At 71.3% G+C, this 13,962-nt stretch carries 13 protein-coding genes; 8 read left to right on the forward strand and 5 right to left on the reverse strand.

Features of this window, described 5'->3' with window-relative positions; translation table 11 throughout:
- Positions 1-113: 113 nt before the first annotated feature.
- Positions 114-890: an SDR family oxidoreductase gene (locus NBY69_RS09965; protein WP_250300085.1), complete on the reverse strand. Its 777-nt coding sequence runs from the start codon at positions 888-890 to the stop codon at positions 114-116.
- A 325-nt stretch (positions 891-1,215) separates the two neighbouring features.
- Between NBY69_RS09965 and NBY69_RS09970 the strand changes: the two genes are divergently transcribed.
- Positions 1,216-2,442, forward strand: a complete 1,227-nt coding sequence (locus NBY69_RS09970) for a S9 family peptidase (protein ID WP_250300087.1) — start codon at positions 1,216-1,218, stop codon at positions 2,440-2,442.
- A gap of 64 nt (positions 2,443-2,506) precedes the next feature.
- Here NBY69_RS09970 and hsaA read toward each other — a convergent pair whose 3' ends face one another.
- Positions 2,507-3,676, reverse strand: a complete 1,170-nt coding sequence (gene hsaA, locus NBY69_RS09975) for a 3-hydroxy-9,10-secoandrosta-1,3,5(10)-triene-9,17-dione monooxygenase oxygenase subunit (RefSeq protein ID WP_250300088.1) — start codon at positions 3,674-3,676, stop codon at positions 2,507-2,509.
- 160 nt (positions 3,677-3,836) lie between these two features.
- Here hsaA and NBY69_RS09980 point away from each other — a divergent pair, with 160 nt between their 5' ends.
- The 5 genes from NBY69_RS09980 (at position 3,837) to NBY69_RS10000 (ending at position 7,641) form a co-directional block, all read left to right on the forward strand.
- Positions 3,837-5,003, forward strand: coding sequence for a Rieske 2Fe-2S domain-containing protein (locus tag NBY69_RS09980; protein WP_250300090.1), 1,167 nt, complete (start codon positions 3,837-3,839; stop codon positions 5,001-5,003).
- A gap of 32 nt (positions 5,004-5,035) precedes the next feature.
- Positions 5,036-5,317, forward strand: coding sequence for a ferredoxin (locus NBY69_RS09985; protein ID WP_250300093.1), 282 nt, complete (start codon positions 5,036-5,038; stop codon positions 5,315-5,317).
- Entirely contained in the window at positions 5,314-6,105 is a 792-nt protein-coding gene (locus NBY69_RS09990; RefSeq protein WP_250300095.1) for an SDR family oxidoreductase, read from the forward strand. The genes NBY69_RS09985 and NBY69_RS09990 overlap by 4 nt, the downstream gene beginning before the upstream one ends.
- Before the next feature lie 107 nt (positions 6,106-6,212).
- The gene (locus tag NBY69_RS09995; RefSeq protein ID WP_250300098.1) at positions 6,213-7,067 is read left to right on the forward strand and encodes an LLM class F420-dependent oxidoreductase; all 855 of its coding nucleotides are present in this window, start codon (positions 6,213-6,215) and stop codon (positions 7,065-7,067) included.
- Between the two features lie 16 nt (positions 7,068-7,083).
- On the forward strand, positions 7,084-7,641 hold the full coding sequence (locus NBY69_RS10000; protein WP_250300100.1) for a nuclear transport factor 2 family protein: 558 nt from the start codon (positions 7,084-7,086) through the stop codon (positions 7,639-7,641).
- A gap of 83 nt (positions 7,642-7,724) precedes the next feature.
- Here NBY69_RS10000 and NBY69_RS10005 read toward each other — a convergent pair whose 3' ends face one another.
- The 3 genes from NBY69_RS10005 to NBY69_RS10015 form a co-directional block, all read right to left on the reverse strand.
- Positions 7,725-9,197: an MFS transporter gene (locus tag NBY69_RS10005; RefSeq protein ID WP_250300103.1), complete on the reverse strand. Its 1,473-nt coding sequence runs from the start codon at positions 9,195-9,197 to the stop codon at positions 7,725-7,727.
- A gap of 304 nt (positions 9,198-9,501) precedes the next feature.
- Positions 9,502-10,128, reverse strand: coding sequence for a TetR family transcriptional regulator (locus NBY69_RS10010; protein WP_250300105.1), 627 nt, complete (start codon positions 10,126-10,128; stop codon positions 9,502-9,504).
- 157 nt (positions 10,129-10,285) lie between these two features.
- Positions 10,286-11,893 carry a FadD3 family acyl-CoA ligase gene (locus NBY69_RS10015; RefSeq protein ID WP_250300108.1) on the reverse strand — a complete coding sequence of 536 codons (1,608 nt, stop codon included), beginning with the start codon at positions 11,891-11,893 and terminating at the stop codon, positions 10,286-10,288.
- Between the two features lie 163 nt (positions 11,894-12,056).
- Here NBY69_RS10015 and NBY69_RS10020 point away from each other — a divergent pair, with 163 nt between their 5' ends.
- Complete coding sequence (locus tag NBY69_RS10020; protein WP_250300110.1) at positions 12,057-12,890, forward strand: SDR family oxidoreductase; 834 nt, start codon at positions 12,057-12,059, stop codon at positions 12,888-12,890.
- Between the two features lie 104 nt (positions 12,891-12,994).
- Positions 12,995-13,924, forward strand: a complete 930-nt coding sequence (locus NBY69_RS10025) for a 3-oxoacyl-ACP reductase (RefSeq protein ID WP_250300113.1) — start codon at positions 12,995-12,997, stop codon at positions 13,922-13,924.
- The last annotated feature ends 38 nt before the right edge of the window (positions 13,925-13,962 follow it).

Here is a 13,962-nt window from a genome sequence, read left to right on the forward strand (position 1 = left end):
CGCAGTGGTGGCCGCGACACAGCGGCGGCCACCACAAAACTAGAATCAATTCTCGTTCAGTACAAGGGAAGGTCGCCCGTTTCTGTCGGGGCGTCAGACATGCTCCCCGGGTGTCAGAACTGCTCCGGTCCGCGGAGCGTGGCCTCGGCGCCGCCGTCGACGTACACCACCTGACCGGTGATGTGGGAGTTCTCCGGCGCGGTCAGCCAGGCCAGGGCGTGTGCCACGGTTTCGGGGTCCGCGTATCCGTTCAGCGGCATGGGGACGGCTTCCCGCATCACTTCACGCATCCGCTCGTCGGCGACGAGTTCCGCGGACATGGGCGTCAGGACCACGCCGGGGGCCACCGCGTTGAGCGGGATCCCGGCGTCGGCCCAGCCCGGTGAGACGCAGGTGCGCCGGAGCCACTGGGCGAGCGCCGCCTTGGACGAGGGGTAGAGCTGCCGCGCGTCGCCCCGGGCGACCGCCTCCTCCGCCCGCGCCGTGGCAAGGGACTCGTCACCGGACAGGCAGGCGGCCACGATCCGCGGATCGCCCTGCTGTGTACCGGAGATGGAGCCGACCACGCCGACCCGGGGCCGGTCGGCCGCGGCGAGGGCCGGGCGCAGGGCCGTCACTAGCTCGGTGGTCCCGAAGTAGTTGACGCTGATCATCAGCCGTCCGGGCGCCGCCACCCCGGCGCAGGTGATGAGCGCGTCGAGGACGCCGTCGCAGCGTTCCAGGACTCCGCCGACGGCGCTCGCGCGGCCGTCGGGCGTGGAGAGGTCCGCGCAGACCTCGGCGTCGGCCAGGTCGACGCCGATCACCTCGTCACCGCGCGCGGTGAGCAGGGCGGCCAGCGCGTGGCCGATACCGGAAGCGGCGCCGGTGACGGCGACATGACGTGTCATGGGTTCTCCTCGGTGGCAGTGCCGGCCGGTGAAGGGTGCCGGTGGGGTCCGGCCGGGCGGGCCGCGCAAGCAGGACGGGCGGCCGACGGCCGGACGCTAGCGGGCGGGCCGCACCCCGCGCGGGCTCCCTCCCGCTCACCGGGAGAGGAGATCCCGAACCGGCGCGACGTATGCCCCGCGCCGTGACCGCTCAGTGGGACCGGCGCCCCGGCACCGCCCGGGGAGCGGTTGGCTGGCTTTCGCAAGGAATTCCGGCCGGTTCCCGCCCCCGGGACGGGCAACGGGCCTCGCCGGATCAGTCGGCCCCTCGTATCAGGAGAGACACATGGGATCAGCTCTCAGGCCGCCGGGCGGCCGGATCACGGTCGTCACCGCGGTCGCGACCGTCGTCCTCGCGGGACTCACCCCGCTCGCGGCGCAGGCCCACGAACCGCATGCCCCGGCCCCGGTCTCGGACACGGCCGCCGGAACCCTCCCCGGTCAGCGCGGCTCGCTGCTCACCGAACGGACACTGACCGGAGTGGCGGCGCTGCCGAGCGCGGCCGAGAACCGCACGGTGACCTATCTGTCGGAGGACAGCCAGGGACGCCGGATCGTGGTGTCCGGCACGGTGTCCCTGCCGAAGACACCACCGCCGCCGGGCGGCTGGCCGGTCATCAGCTGGGCGCACGGCACCACGGGACTGGCCGACATCTGTGCCCCGTCGGCCGACACCCCGGACGGCCCGGAGCACGAACAGCTCGCCCAGCAGGTCCAGACCCTCGACCAGTGGGTGACACACGGCTACGCGGTCGTACGGACCGACTACGAGGGCCTGGGAACCCCGGGCGACCATCCCTATCTGAACGGCCGCAGCGCGGCGAACACGGTCGTGGACTTGGTCAGGGCGGCCCGCAGGGTCGACCCGCGGGTGGGCCGTCGCTGGCTCGCGGTGGGGCACAGCCAGGGCGGTCACGCGGCGCTGTTCTCGGCCGCCGCCGCTTCCACCGGCAAGGACGTGCAGCTGGTCGGCGCCGTCGCCATCGCCCCCGGTGGGTGGGAAGTGAGCCAGACCGTGCCGTACATCCGTGCCGGCGGTCCCGGCGCCCAGGCCTCCGTGGCCTTCCTGCCCCCGCTGCTGCTCGGCGCGGCGGCGGCGGATCCGGCGGTCGTCCCCGAGGACCTGCTGACCAAGAAGGCCCTGCCGCTGATCACCGCCGCCCGTACCGGCTGTCTGGAGAGCGTGCGTGAGGTGGCGGCGACGATCCCGCCCGAGGACGTCTTCAAGCCGGACGCCGATGTCGCGCCGCTCACCGACTACTTGAAGAAGCAGGAGACGGGCGGGCTGAAACTGCGGGTGCCCACGTTCGTGGCGCAGGGCGCGGACGACCAGCTCGTCGCGAGGTCCACCACCGACGACCTGGTGAAGAGTCTGCGCAAGACGTCACGCGACGTCAGTTACCGGGTGTATCCGGGTGCGGACCACCGCGGTTCCATCGCCGCCTCGTGGGGTGACGCCGAGAGGTTCGCCGACGCCCTGTTCTCGCAACACCGGCCAAACGCCTCGCGCTGAGCCGGGCACCGGGGCCTTCACGCGCGAGCGGCGCGGCCGGCTTCGCGCAGGCCCCGGTACTGGTTCAGAGCAGGTTGTCCTCGACGGTGAGACCGAACGCGCCCCGGCCGTACATGGCCAGGGTGCGCTCCACGTCGTTCGCCACGTGCACGCTCCCGGCGTGCGCGTCCCGCCAGGCGCGCTCGACGGGGTTCCCCCGCCGCAGGGAGTTCCCCCCTGCGGTCTTGAAGAGGATGTCGACGGCCTCCAGCGCCCGTTCGGTGCCGCGCACCTGGTCGCGGCGGGTCCGCAGCCGCAGTTCCATGGGGATCTCACCGCCGTTCGTGGCACAGGCGTACAGCTCACCGATGTTGCGGTCCGTCTGGAGGACGGCGGCATCGATCTCGGAGGCGGCGCGCCCCACCGCGACCTGGGCGAATCCGTCGTCGGCGAACCGCCCGCCGCCCAGGCTCCGCCGGGACCGCTCCCGCATGGCGTCGACGTAGGACCGGTAGCACCCGGCCACGGCGCCGACGACGGGTGCGGTGATCGCCGAGGTGAAGACGGCCCCGAACGGCATCCGGTAGAGCGGTCCCGGGTTCACCCGCTGCCCCGGCCCGCGCAGCCTGGAGTGCTCGTAGTTGCGCAGGGTCCGGTGCGCGGGGACGAAGACCCGGTCGGCGGCGATGTCGTTGCTGCCGGTGCCACGCAGCCCGATCACGTCCCAGACGTCCAGGATGCGGTAGTCCTCCCGTGGCACCAGGACCGTCATGAAGTCGACCGGCTTGCCCTCGGCGCCCACCAGCAGCGCGCCCAGCAGCGCCCACGAGGCGTGGTCGCAGCCCGAGGAGAAACTCCAGCGGCCACTGAGCTCGTACCCGCCGTCCACCGGGGTGAGCCGGCCGACGGGGGCGTACGACGACGAGATCAGCGTGTCCGGGCCGGGCCCCCACACCTCGTCCTGGGCGCGCTCGGGGAACAACCCCAGCTGCCAGGCGTGCACACCGAGCACGGAGGCCACCCAGCCGGTCGAGGCGCAGGCGCCGGAGACCTCCCTGACCACCTCGTAGAAGTGCACGGGGTCGCTCTCGGCCCCGCCGTACCGCTTCGGCTGGAGCATCCGGAAGAATCCGGCCGCACGCAGTTCGCGCACGCTCTCACCGGGCACCACCCGGTTCTCGTCCGTCGCTCCCGCGCGCTCCGCGATGGCGGGGAGCAGCGGGCGGACCGACTCCAGAACGCCGTTGCTCGCCATGTGTCCTCCCAGGTGTGTCGGAACTGCCGGGATCGATGGTGCGCCGTGTCACCGCCCGGCGCCCCGGGCGGTTCCGGTCAGTGGGACTCGGCGGTTGCCGCGCGTCACCGGCGCCTACGTTTCGGGAGGAGGAATCCGGGCTCTCAAGGGATGGGTGAGCATGACCGCAGTGGAGTCTCAGAACGACGGCGTCCGCAGTATCGAGGCAGCGGCGGCCCCGGCCCGCTTCGCCCGTGGCTGGCACTGTCTGGGCACGGCCGCGAGGTTCAAGGACGGTTCGCCGCACGCGATCCACGCCTTCGGGCAGAAGCTGGTCGTCTTCCGGAGCGGTGACGGCTCGCTGAACGTTCTGGATGCCTACTGCCGGCACATGGGCGGTGACCTGTCGCAGGGCACCGTCAAGGGCGATGCGCTGGCCTGCCCCTTCCACGACTGGCGGTGGGGAGGCGACGGACGCTGCCGGCAGATCCCGTACAGCCGCCGGGTCCCGCTCAGGGCGCGCACGGCCGCCTGGATCACCATGGAGCAGGACGGTCTGCTGTTCCTCTGGAACGATCCCGAGGGCAATCCGCCGCCGCCGGACGTGACGATCCCCCGTATGGCGGGAGCGAGCAGGGACGACTGGACCGACTGGCTCTGGAGCGAGATCACGGTCAGGAGCAACTGCCGCGAAGTGATCGACAACGTGGTGGACATGGCGCACTTCTTCTATGTGCACTTCTCCTTCCCGACGTACTTCAAGAACGTCTTCGAGGGGCACGTGGCGAGCCAGTTCCAGAAGGGTGTCGGCCGCGAGGACCGGCGCCCCGCCGCGACCGGCGACGAGCCGAAGCTCCTCGGGAACACCTCGGTGGCCGCCTACCACGGGCCGTCGTTCATGATCGACGAACTGACCTACCACTACGACCGGATGGACCTGAACTCCGTCCTGATCAACTGCCACTACCCGGTGGACGAGAACTCCTTCGTGCTCCAGTACGGCGTGATGGTGGAGCGCAGCGACGCGCTCGAAGGCGACGCCGCGGACGAAATGGCGGCGAAGATGGCCGACTTCATCAGGATCGGCTTCGAGCAGGACGTGGCCATCTGGCAGAACAAGACCCGCATCGACAACCCGCTGCTCTGCGAGGAGGACGGCCCGGTCTACCAACTGCGCCGCTGGTACGAGCAGTTCTACGTGGACGTCGCCGATGTCCGGCCGGAGATGGTGGAGCGGTACGAGTTCGAACTCGACACGGAGCGCCCCGTCGAGGCGTGGCGCAAGGAGGTCGAGGACAACCTCGCCCGCCAGGCGTCCGAGGGCGCCGCAAGTGGGCCGTCGCGGTGACGCCGCGGGACAACCGCCTGCTGGACGCGCCCATGCGACCGGTGGCGTGCCTGCGGTGCGAGGCCACCGTGCTGGTCCGCAAGAGCAGTTGGCACCAGACCAGCATCCAGTGGGACGGCGCCGCCATGTCCGCGTGCGCGGAGCGGCCGGCCGCCGCGACGGACGCCGGGCGGCTCGAGACCTGCCGGTCGCTGCGTGACAGCGTCCGGCAGGCGGCGCTGACCGGCGCCATCGAGGTACCGGACCCGCGGACGGAAGACGCAGCAGAGAACGACGCGGACGACCAGGCAGACGGCGAGAGGAGCACTCCGTGATCGACAGGGGCACGTACGGACCGTGGGCGGTCGTCGCGGGCGGATCCGAGGGGGTGGGATCCGCCTTCGCCCACCAGTTGGCCGACGCCGGTCTCAACCTGGTGCTGATCGCCAGGAAGCCCGGACCGCTCCATGACACCGCGGAGCAGGTACGCGCGAAGGGCGTCGAGGTCCGCACGCTGGAACTCGACCTCCTCGCCCCGGACGCACTCGGAGCGGTCCGCGCGGTCACCGACGGACTTGAGGTCGGGCTGCTGGTCTTCAACGCGGGCGCCAACAGTTACGGCCACGAGTTCGTCACCGGCGACCTCGACGGGGTACAGGGCGTCATCGACCTGAACATCACCGCGCAGCTCCGGCTCACCCACCATTTCGGCGCCCTGATGAAGGAGCGGCGCCGGGGTGGCATCCTGCTCGTCGGTTCGCTCGCCGGGTACATGGGCCAGGCGCACATGAGCATCTACTCCGCCGCGAAGGCGTTCGGAAGGATCTTCGCGGAAGGGCTGTGGCTGGAACTCAGGGAGTACGACGTCCAGGTGCTGGAGCTGGTGCTCGGCGTCACCCGGACCCCCGCCATGGTCCGTGCCGGACTGGACTTCGACCTTCCGGGGCTGCGGGTCGCCGACCCCGAGGACGTGGCGCGGGAAGGGCTCGACCATCTCCACGAGGGGCCGGTGCGGATCGCGGGCGGCAACGAGGCGACCGCCGCGCAGCGCGGCGGCCCGGACCGGGCCGCCCTGGTGGCGGGGGCGCACGAGGCGTCGAAGCGGCTGCTCCGCCGTACCTGAACCCGCCCCGCTGCGGCGGCGCTCGTACCTCCGCTCCGCGGACCTCCCGAACAAGCCTTCTCCGTAAGCCTTCTCCGTAAGTCATCTCCGTAACGAAAGGTGCGCCGATGCGCATCGGTATTGTCAGCCCCGTCGTGACCCGGGTCCCCGGCGCGCACGCGGAGTGGGAACGCTCCGCCGGCATCGAGGAACTCGCCCGGATCGCACGCACCGCCGACGGGCTCGGTTTCCATCACCTCACCTGCAGCGAACATGTCGCCGTCCCGGCCGATGTCGCCGAGCAACGGGGCGGCACCTACTGGGATCCGCTCGCGACCCTCGGCCATCTCGCCGCGCACACCGAGCGGATCCGGCTGGCCACCCAGGTCCTCGTCCTCGGCTACCACCACCCGCTGGAGATCGCCAAGCGGTACGGCACGCTCGACCGGGTCAGCGGCGGCAGGCTCGTACTCGGCCTCGGTGTCGGCAGTCTGGCGGAGGAATTCGCCCTGCTGGACGCCCCGTTCGAGGGGCGCGGGGCGCGCGCCGACGACGCGCTCGCCGCGCTGCGCGCTTCGCTGTCCCGGCGCGAACCCGAATACCACGGCGCGTTCTACGACTTCGAGGGCTTCGTCGTCGACCCGCACGCCGTCCAGCCCCAGGTGCCGTTGTGGATCGGCGGGCGCACCGCCCGGTCGCTGCGCCGGGCCGTGGAGTACGGCGACGGGTGGGTGCCCTTCGGGCTGCCGGTGGACCGGCTGGCCGAGATGCTGGCCGCCGCGGAACTCCCCGAGAACTTCGACGTGGTGCTCTCCGCGGGGCGGACCGACCCCTCCGGGGACCCGGAGGCCACCGGACGTGCCCTGCGGCGGGTACGGGAGGCCGGGGCCACCGTGGTGAGCACCGCCATCGACGCGCGCTCGGCCACCCACTACTGCGAACAGCTCGAAGCACTGTGGGCGCTGGCCGGGAAGACCGACTGACAGCCGGGAGGCCGAGATGACAGTGATGCACGGGAACGACGACACCGGTGCGCCTGGCCGGGACGGCGCAGCCGGTACGCAGGGCGCGGACGGGAGCGCGCGGCGCCTCGCCGCCGTCGAGGAACGCCTCGCGCAGTTGGAGGACGAACGGGAGATCACCCGGCTGATCGCCTCGTACGGGCCGCTGGCCGACAGCGCGGAGGCCGATTCGGTGGCCGCCCTCTGGGAGCCGGACGGCGTGTACGACGTCGAGGGGTGGCTGATGACGGGCCGCGCCGAGATCGCCGCGATGGTGGGTTCCGAACGGCACGGACAGTGGATCTCCGGCGGCTGCGCGCATGTCGTGGGGCCGCCCCGGGTGGCGGTGACCGGTGACGAGGCGGTGGCGGTCTGCCATTCGCTGATGGTCGTGCACGGCGAGAGCGGCTTCACGGTCCACCGGGCGACCGCCAACCACTGGCGGCTGCACAGGAGTTCGGCCGGGTGGCTGGTGACGTACCGGACCAACCGCGTGCTGGACGGGCGCCCCGAGTCGCCCCGGCTGCTCGCGTCGGGTTTCGAGTCCGGGACCTGACCTTCCAGAAGACGCGGCGGTGTGCCGGGAGGGAAGCGATTCCCTCCCGGCACACCGCTGTGCGTTCCGGTCCGCGCTGCCGGTCAGTGCACGGCCTGGCCCGCGGGGACGCTCCGCACGGCCGCCCCCGCGCCTTCCCGTGGACCGGCGAAGGTGGCCGCGATCGCGGCACACAGACCCACCGCGGCCATCGTCAGGAAGGCGGCGACGAAACCGGATTCGGGGTACATCGTGCTCCTCCCGGCCGTCACGACGCCCGGCGCCGCGAGTATGACCACGAGCATCTGCGTACCGAAGGCGCTGCCGAGGGAACCGGTCAGATTGAGCATGCCGCCCGCGATGCCCTGCACCTGGGCCGGCACGTGCTGCACCAGCAGGTTGGGCAGCGCGGACGAGGAAGTGCCCAGGCCGATCCCGAAGACGACCATCGCGATCATCATCTGGGGAACGGTGTCGTGCCGCAGGGCCAGCAGTACCGCTCCCCCGGCCACCGCGACACCGCCGAACATCAGGGCGGGCCGGGCACCGAACCGCCTGGACGCGTGGCCCGCCAGGGGACCCGAGATCATGGCCACGATGCCGAGCGGCAGCATGAAACGCGCCACCCCGAGCGCGCTGGAGCCGAATCCGTACCCGAGACCCGCGGACTCGGGCATCATCACCAGCATCGGGACGAGCATCGACTGTCCGACGAAGGCGATCTGTACGACGGCGCTGGCCGTCAGGGCCATCGCCACCGGTCGTTGCTTCAGCAGTGCGAGGTCGATCAGCGGCTCCGGCAGGCGGCGTTCGTGGGTCAGCCAGACGGCCAGGACGACGACACCGCCGATCACGCACACCAGGGTCCGGCCGGAGGTGAATCCCCAGTCCTTGGACTCGCTCAGCCCGAGCAGCAGCACGGTGGCGCCGAGCGACAGCAGTCCCGCGCCCGCCCAGTCGAGCCGGGCGCGGGCACGCAGAGCGCTCTCCGGCAGCAGCACGGCCACCAGGGTCAGGGCGATCAGCGCATGGACGACCTGGAACCAGAAGAGGCCGGTGTAGCCGAAGTGGTCGATGAGATATCCGCCGACCACCGGGCCGATGACCGCGCTGATTCCCATACCGGTGGAGACGAGGCCCAGCGCCACCGCGACGAGCTTGGGCCGGAAGATGTCCCGCACCAGCCCGTACGCGAGCACCATGACCGGCAGCCCGATCCCCTGGAGCGCCCGGCCCGTGAGCAGCAGGGGGAAGTCCGGGGCGAGCGCGGCGAGCAGCGAGCCGGCCACGAAGACCACCGCGACGGCCAGCAACACCCGCTTCTTGCCGTGGACGTCGCCGAGCTTGCCCACGACCGGTGTCGCGGCGGCGCCCACCAGCGTGGTGAGAGTGATCACCCAGGCGACCTGGGTGGTACTGAATTCCTCGGCGATCTGCGTCAGCGCCGGTGTCACCAGCGTGTAGGTGAGCGGGACGATCTCGACCAGCAGAACAATCACGAGGAGCAGAAGGACGGAACGTCCGCGGGAGAGCGGAGGCCGTTCGGCCTCGCCCGTCGGCATAGGTATCTGATTCATGGTGAGACTCCCGGCCTTGCGCATGAGGAGGAGTGAGATACGGCCAGGCCGAGGCCGGTTCATCGGAACCGTGACGTCTCGGTGAGCCGGAATCGAACGTCCGGCTGGCCTGTAATTGATTTCACCAGCGACCCATCAAGCGGTCAAGAGAATGGACCGATATCCCGGCAACACGAGGTGCAAAACGGGGTCAGATCGGTTATTCAGGAACACTCGACGTGCAGAACATAACTAGAATTCAATCTAGTTAATGCATTGCAGGCATGCCAGGGCCACGGAATTCCAGGAGCGGGGGAACGCCGGGTCAGCCGGATGCGTGGCCGCCGGGTGACACGCCCCGGAGCAGCAGGGTGCAGGCGAGCCGCAGATCCGCCTCGGCATCCGGCATGGAGATGCGGCCGTTCAGGCTGGACTGCAGGATGCCGAACCACACCTGGAGCAGCAGGCGGACGACCGCGAGGTCGTCGGCGGTGGGCCGGTCCACCCCGGCCGCGGCCAGCAGCACGTCACGGAAGGTCGCGTCGATCCGCGCGACGTCCGTCACGACGGCGGCGTTGGCCGCGTTCGAGGACTGGATCATGGCCTTCGCCAGGGCCGGCTTGCTCAGCAGCGACCGGTTGGCACGGACCAGTACGTCGAAGACGCGTTCCGCGGCGTCGGCCTTGCCGCGCGGACGCCTGGCGATGCCTTCGCTCATCCGGTCCACCTGGTGCGCCATCACACCGACGAACAGGTGGATCTTGGAGGGGAAGTAGCGGTAGAGCGTCCCGATCGCCACCCCGGCCCGCTTGGCCACCTCGTGCATCTGGACACGGTCGAGGTCCTTCTCGGTGGCGAGTTCCTCCGCGGCGTCCAGGATCCGGATGTGCCGGGCCCGCTGCTCGACCGAGCTCGGTTCGACCGCGGCTCTGCCCGCTGCGACTCTGGGCACCGTTCCTCCACCTGTCATGGTCCGACCGGCCCGAGGATACCCAGGCCGGCGGCGCCGGGCCCACACCCGCACCCCAGGGGTCCGCACACCGTCCGGACGCGAGCCCCGAACCCGGCCCCCGCACCCGATCCCGCGCGCGCCCTGCCCCCGGATCCGGTCAGCTCCGGTCGAGCGCGCTCTTGAGCACCTTGCCGACCGCGTTGCGCGGCAGCCGGTCCACGACCACCACGTCGCGCGGCACCTTGAAGTTGGCCAGCCGCCCCCGGCAGAAGGCGATCACCTCGCCGGGGTCGGGGCGCTCCCCCGGCCGGGCGGTGACATAGGCCCGGCCCACCTCGCCCAGCCGGGGGTCCGGTATCCCGACGACCGCGGCCTCGGAGATCTGCCGGTGCCTGGTGAGGAGTTGCTCGATCTCGGCGGGGTACACGTTGAACCCGCCGACCAGGAACATGTCCTTGAGCCGGTCGGTGATCGTCAGGTTGCCGTGCGCGTCGAGGTGCCCGACGTCTCCGGTGTGCAGCCGGCCCTGGGCGTCGACGGCCTCGGCGGTGGCCGCCGGGTCCTCGAAGTAGCCGCGCATCACGTTGTACCCGCCCACCACGATCTCACCGGTCCCGCCCGGCCCGAGCGGTGCTCCCGCCGGGTCGACGACCTGGAGTGCGACGCCGTCCACGGCGCGGCCGGAGGTCGTGGCGACGGTCCGGGTGTCGTCGGCGACCGTACACATGGAGACCATGCCGCAGGCCTCGGTGAGGCCGTACGCGGTCAGTACGGTCAGGTGCAGTTCGTCCCGCATGCGCTCGACGAGTGCGACCGGGACCACGGCGGCGCCGGTCACCGCGAGGCGCAGCGACGTGATGTCGTAGGCGTGCCGGTCGGGGTGGTCGAGGATCGACGTGTAGACGGCGGGCGGGCCCGGCAGCACGCTCACCTGCTCCTCGCTCACCAGCCGCAGCGTCTCCCGGACCTCGAACACCGGCTGGAGGACCATGGTGGCCGCCCTGAGCAGACAGGCGAGCACCCCCGCCTTGTAACCGAAGGTGTGGAACAGCGGGTTGACGATGAGATAGCGGTCGCCGTGGCGCAGTCCGGCCCGTTCGCTCCACGCCTGGTAGGCGCGGATGTTCTGCCCGTGCGCGGTGAGTGCGCCCTTGGGCCGGCCGGTGGTGCCCGAGGTGAAGAACATGTCGCAGACGTCCTCCTCACCGACCTCGGCGGCGCGGCGGTCGGCCGCCGCGTCGGGAATGTCCCCGCCCGCGGCGAGGAACTCCGGCCAGGTCCGCGCGCCGGTGACCTCGGCGCCGCCGATGAGTACGACGTCGAGCAGGTCCGGCAGCGCGGGGACCGGGCGTCCGGCGGCCGGCGTTCCGGGGGCGGACGCGCCACTGTCCCGCAGCATGTCCAGGTAGTCGTGGCCGAGGAACCCGTTGTCCACGAAGAGCGTCCGGGCCTTGCTCCTGGCCAGCAGCCAGGCGGCCTCCTCCCCCTTGTAGCGGGTGTTGACGGGTACCAGCACGGCGCCCGCGCCGAGCGCGCCGAGGGCGGCCACCACCCACCGGTGCCCGTTGGGCGCCCAGATCGCCACCCGGTCGCCCGGGGCGATGCCGGACGCCATGGCCGCCGCCGTGGCCCGCCGTACCTGCGCGGCGAGTTCGCGGTACGTCAGCCGGACCGCGCCGTCGACCAGCGCCTCCGTGTCGGGGTGTCGCTGCGCCGTGGCGGCGAGAACACGGGGAACGGTACGGACCGGGCCGTCCTGGGTCATGGGGACTCCTCATCCACTCATCGGCTCATCCACGCATACATCGGAATTCATTGCACTTCCGCATTCAGCGCACTCTAGTCCACCTACCAAACGCTTGGTAGGTTTGCTCGACACCCGGCCGCCTTCCGTGGCGTCCGGACCCGGACGCCACGGAAGGCAACGCATGAGCATCAGCAATCCGGTGGACTTCACCGGACGGGCGGTCGTCGTCACGGGAGGCACCAAGGGCATCGGCTTCGCCATCGCCGAGGCGTTCCTCGGAGCCGGGGCGGACGTCCTGGTCTGCGGTCGCGGCGAGCCCCTCGCCCTGCCCACGGCGGGCGGCCGGACCGCGCACTTCCTCGCCGCCGATGTCCGCGATCCCGCCGCGGCGAGCGGTCTCGTCGAGCATGCGGCGGCTAGCTTCGGCCGACTGGACGTGCTCGTCAACAACGCGGGCGGCTCGCCCGACGCCGACGCCGCCACGGTCTCGCCGCGGTTCGTCGAGAAGATCGTCGCCCTCAACCTGCTGGCCCCCTTCTACACGGCGCAGGCCGCCAACCGGGTCATGCAGCCGCAGGAGAGCGGCGGTTCGGTCATCAACATCGGCAGCGTCTCGGGGCACGACCCGCAGCCGGGCACGGCCGCGTACTCCGCGGCCAAGGCCGGACTGCTGGGCCTGACCCGCGCCCTGGCCCTGGAGTGGGCGCCCCGGGTCCGGGTCAACCACATCACCACCGGACTGATCCGCACCGAGAACGCGGCGGCCGTCTACGGAGACGACGGCGGAGCGGCCGTGGCCAGGACGATCCCGATGAGCCGGATGGCCGCCCCCGGGGACGTGGCGGGTGCGTGCCTCTACCTCGCGAGCGGCCTGGCGTCGTACGTGAACGGCGCGGATCTGGCGGTCCACGGGGGCGGCGAGTTCCCCGCGCGCTATCTCGCCGTGCAGGACGGAGCGCGGGCGCACGGACCGGAGTCCAGGACCGTGGAAGGTGCCACGACCCTGGACCGCTGAGCGTGGCGTCCCGCCACCCCCTGTCGCAGAATTAGAATTCATACTAGCTTGGTAGGTGTCCGGGTCCCCCGTGCCGGGACCGTCGTGCAACGAGGAGCGAAGCCATGCATGAAGCAGTCAGCCTGGACGGCCGGACGGCCGTCGTCACCGGCGCTGGTGCGGGCGTCGGCCGCGCCGAGGCGCTGGCCCTGGCCGCGGCCGGGGCCAGGGTCGTCGTCAACGACGTGGGCCCCGCCGCCCAGGCCGTGGTCGACGAGATCATCAGCGGGGGCGGACAGGCCACGGCCGTCGTCGGCGACGTGGGTGACTGGTCACTGGGCGAACGGCTGGTGGAGAAGGCAGTCACCCGGTACGGCAGCCTGGACATCCTCGTCAACAACGCAGGCGTACTGCGCGACATGATGCTCTTCAACCTGACCGAGACCGCCTGGGACGACGTCATCCGTGTCCACCTGAAGGGACACGCGTCGGTCTCACGGGCCGCCGCCGTCCACTGGCGCGCCCTCAGCAAGACCACCGGGGGTCCGGTCTACGGACGGGTCGTCAACACCTCGTCGGAAGCGTTCCTGTTCGGCGCCGCGGGCCAGCCCAACTACTCGGCCGCCAAAGCCGGCATCGTCGCGCTGACCCTCTCCACCGCCCAGGGGCTGAGCCGGTACGGCGTGCGGGCCAACGCCATCTGCCCGCGGGCCCGTACCGGCATGACCGAGCACGTCTTCGGCGAGGCGGCCGACGGCGCGGGTGAGCTGGACATCCTGGCCCCGGAGCGGATCGGCACGTTCGTCGGCTACCTGGCGTCACCTGCGGCGGCGGAGATCAACGGCCAGGTCTTCGTGGTCTACGGCGACATGGTGGCGCTGATGGCCGCACCCCAGGTGGAGCGGCAGTTCCGCACCACGGGCCCGGCGTTCACCCCCGACGAACTGGACCAGCAACTGACCCCGTACTTCAAGGGCCGCAGTCCTTACCAGTCGTACGCGGCATACAGCGTGGCCGACCTCGACACCACCGGTGTGCAGAGCGCCGCGAACTGAGACCTCTCCGGATTCCCCGCCGGCGGGCGGGGAATCCG

The sequence above is a fragment of the Streptomyces sp. A 4/2 genome (assembly GCF_940670765.1).
GTDB lineage: Bacteria > Actinomycetota > Actinomycetes > Streptomycetales > Streptomycetaceae > Streptomyces.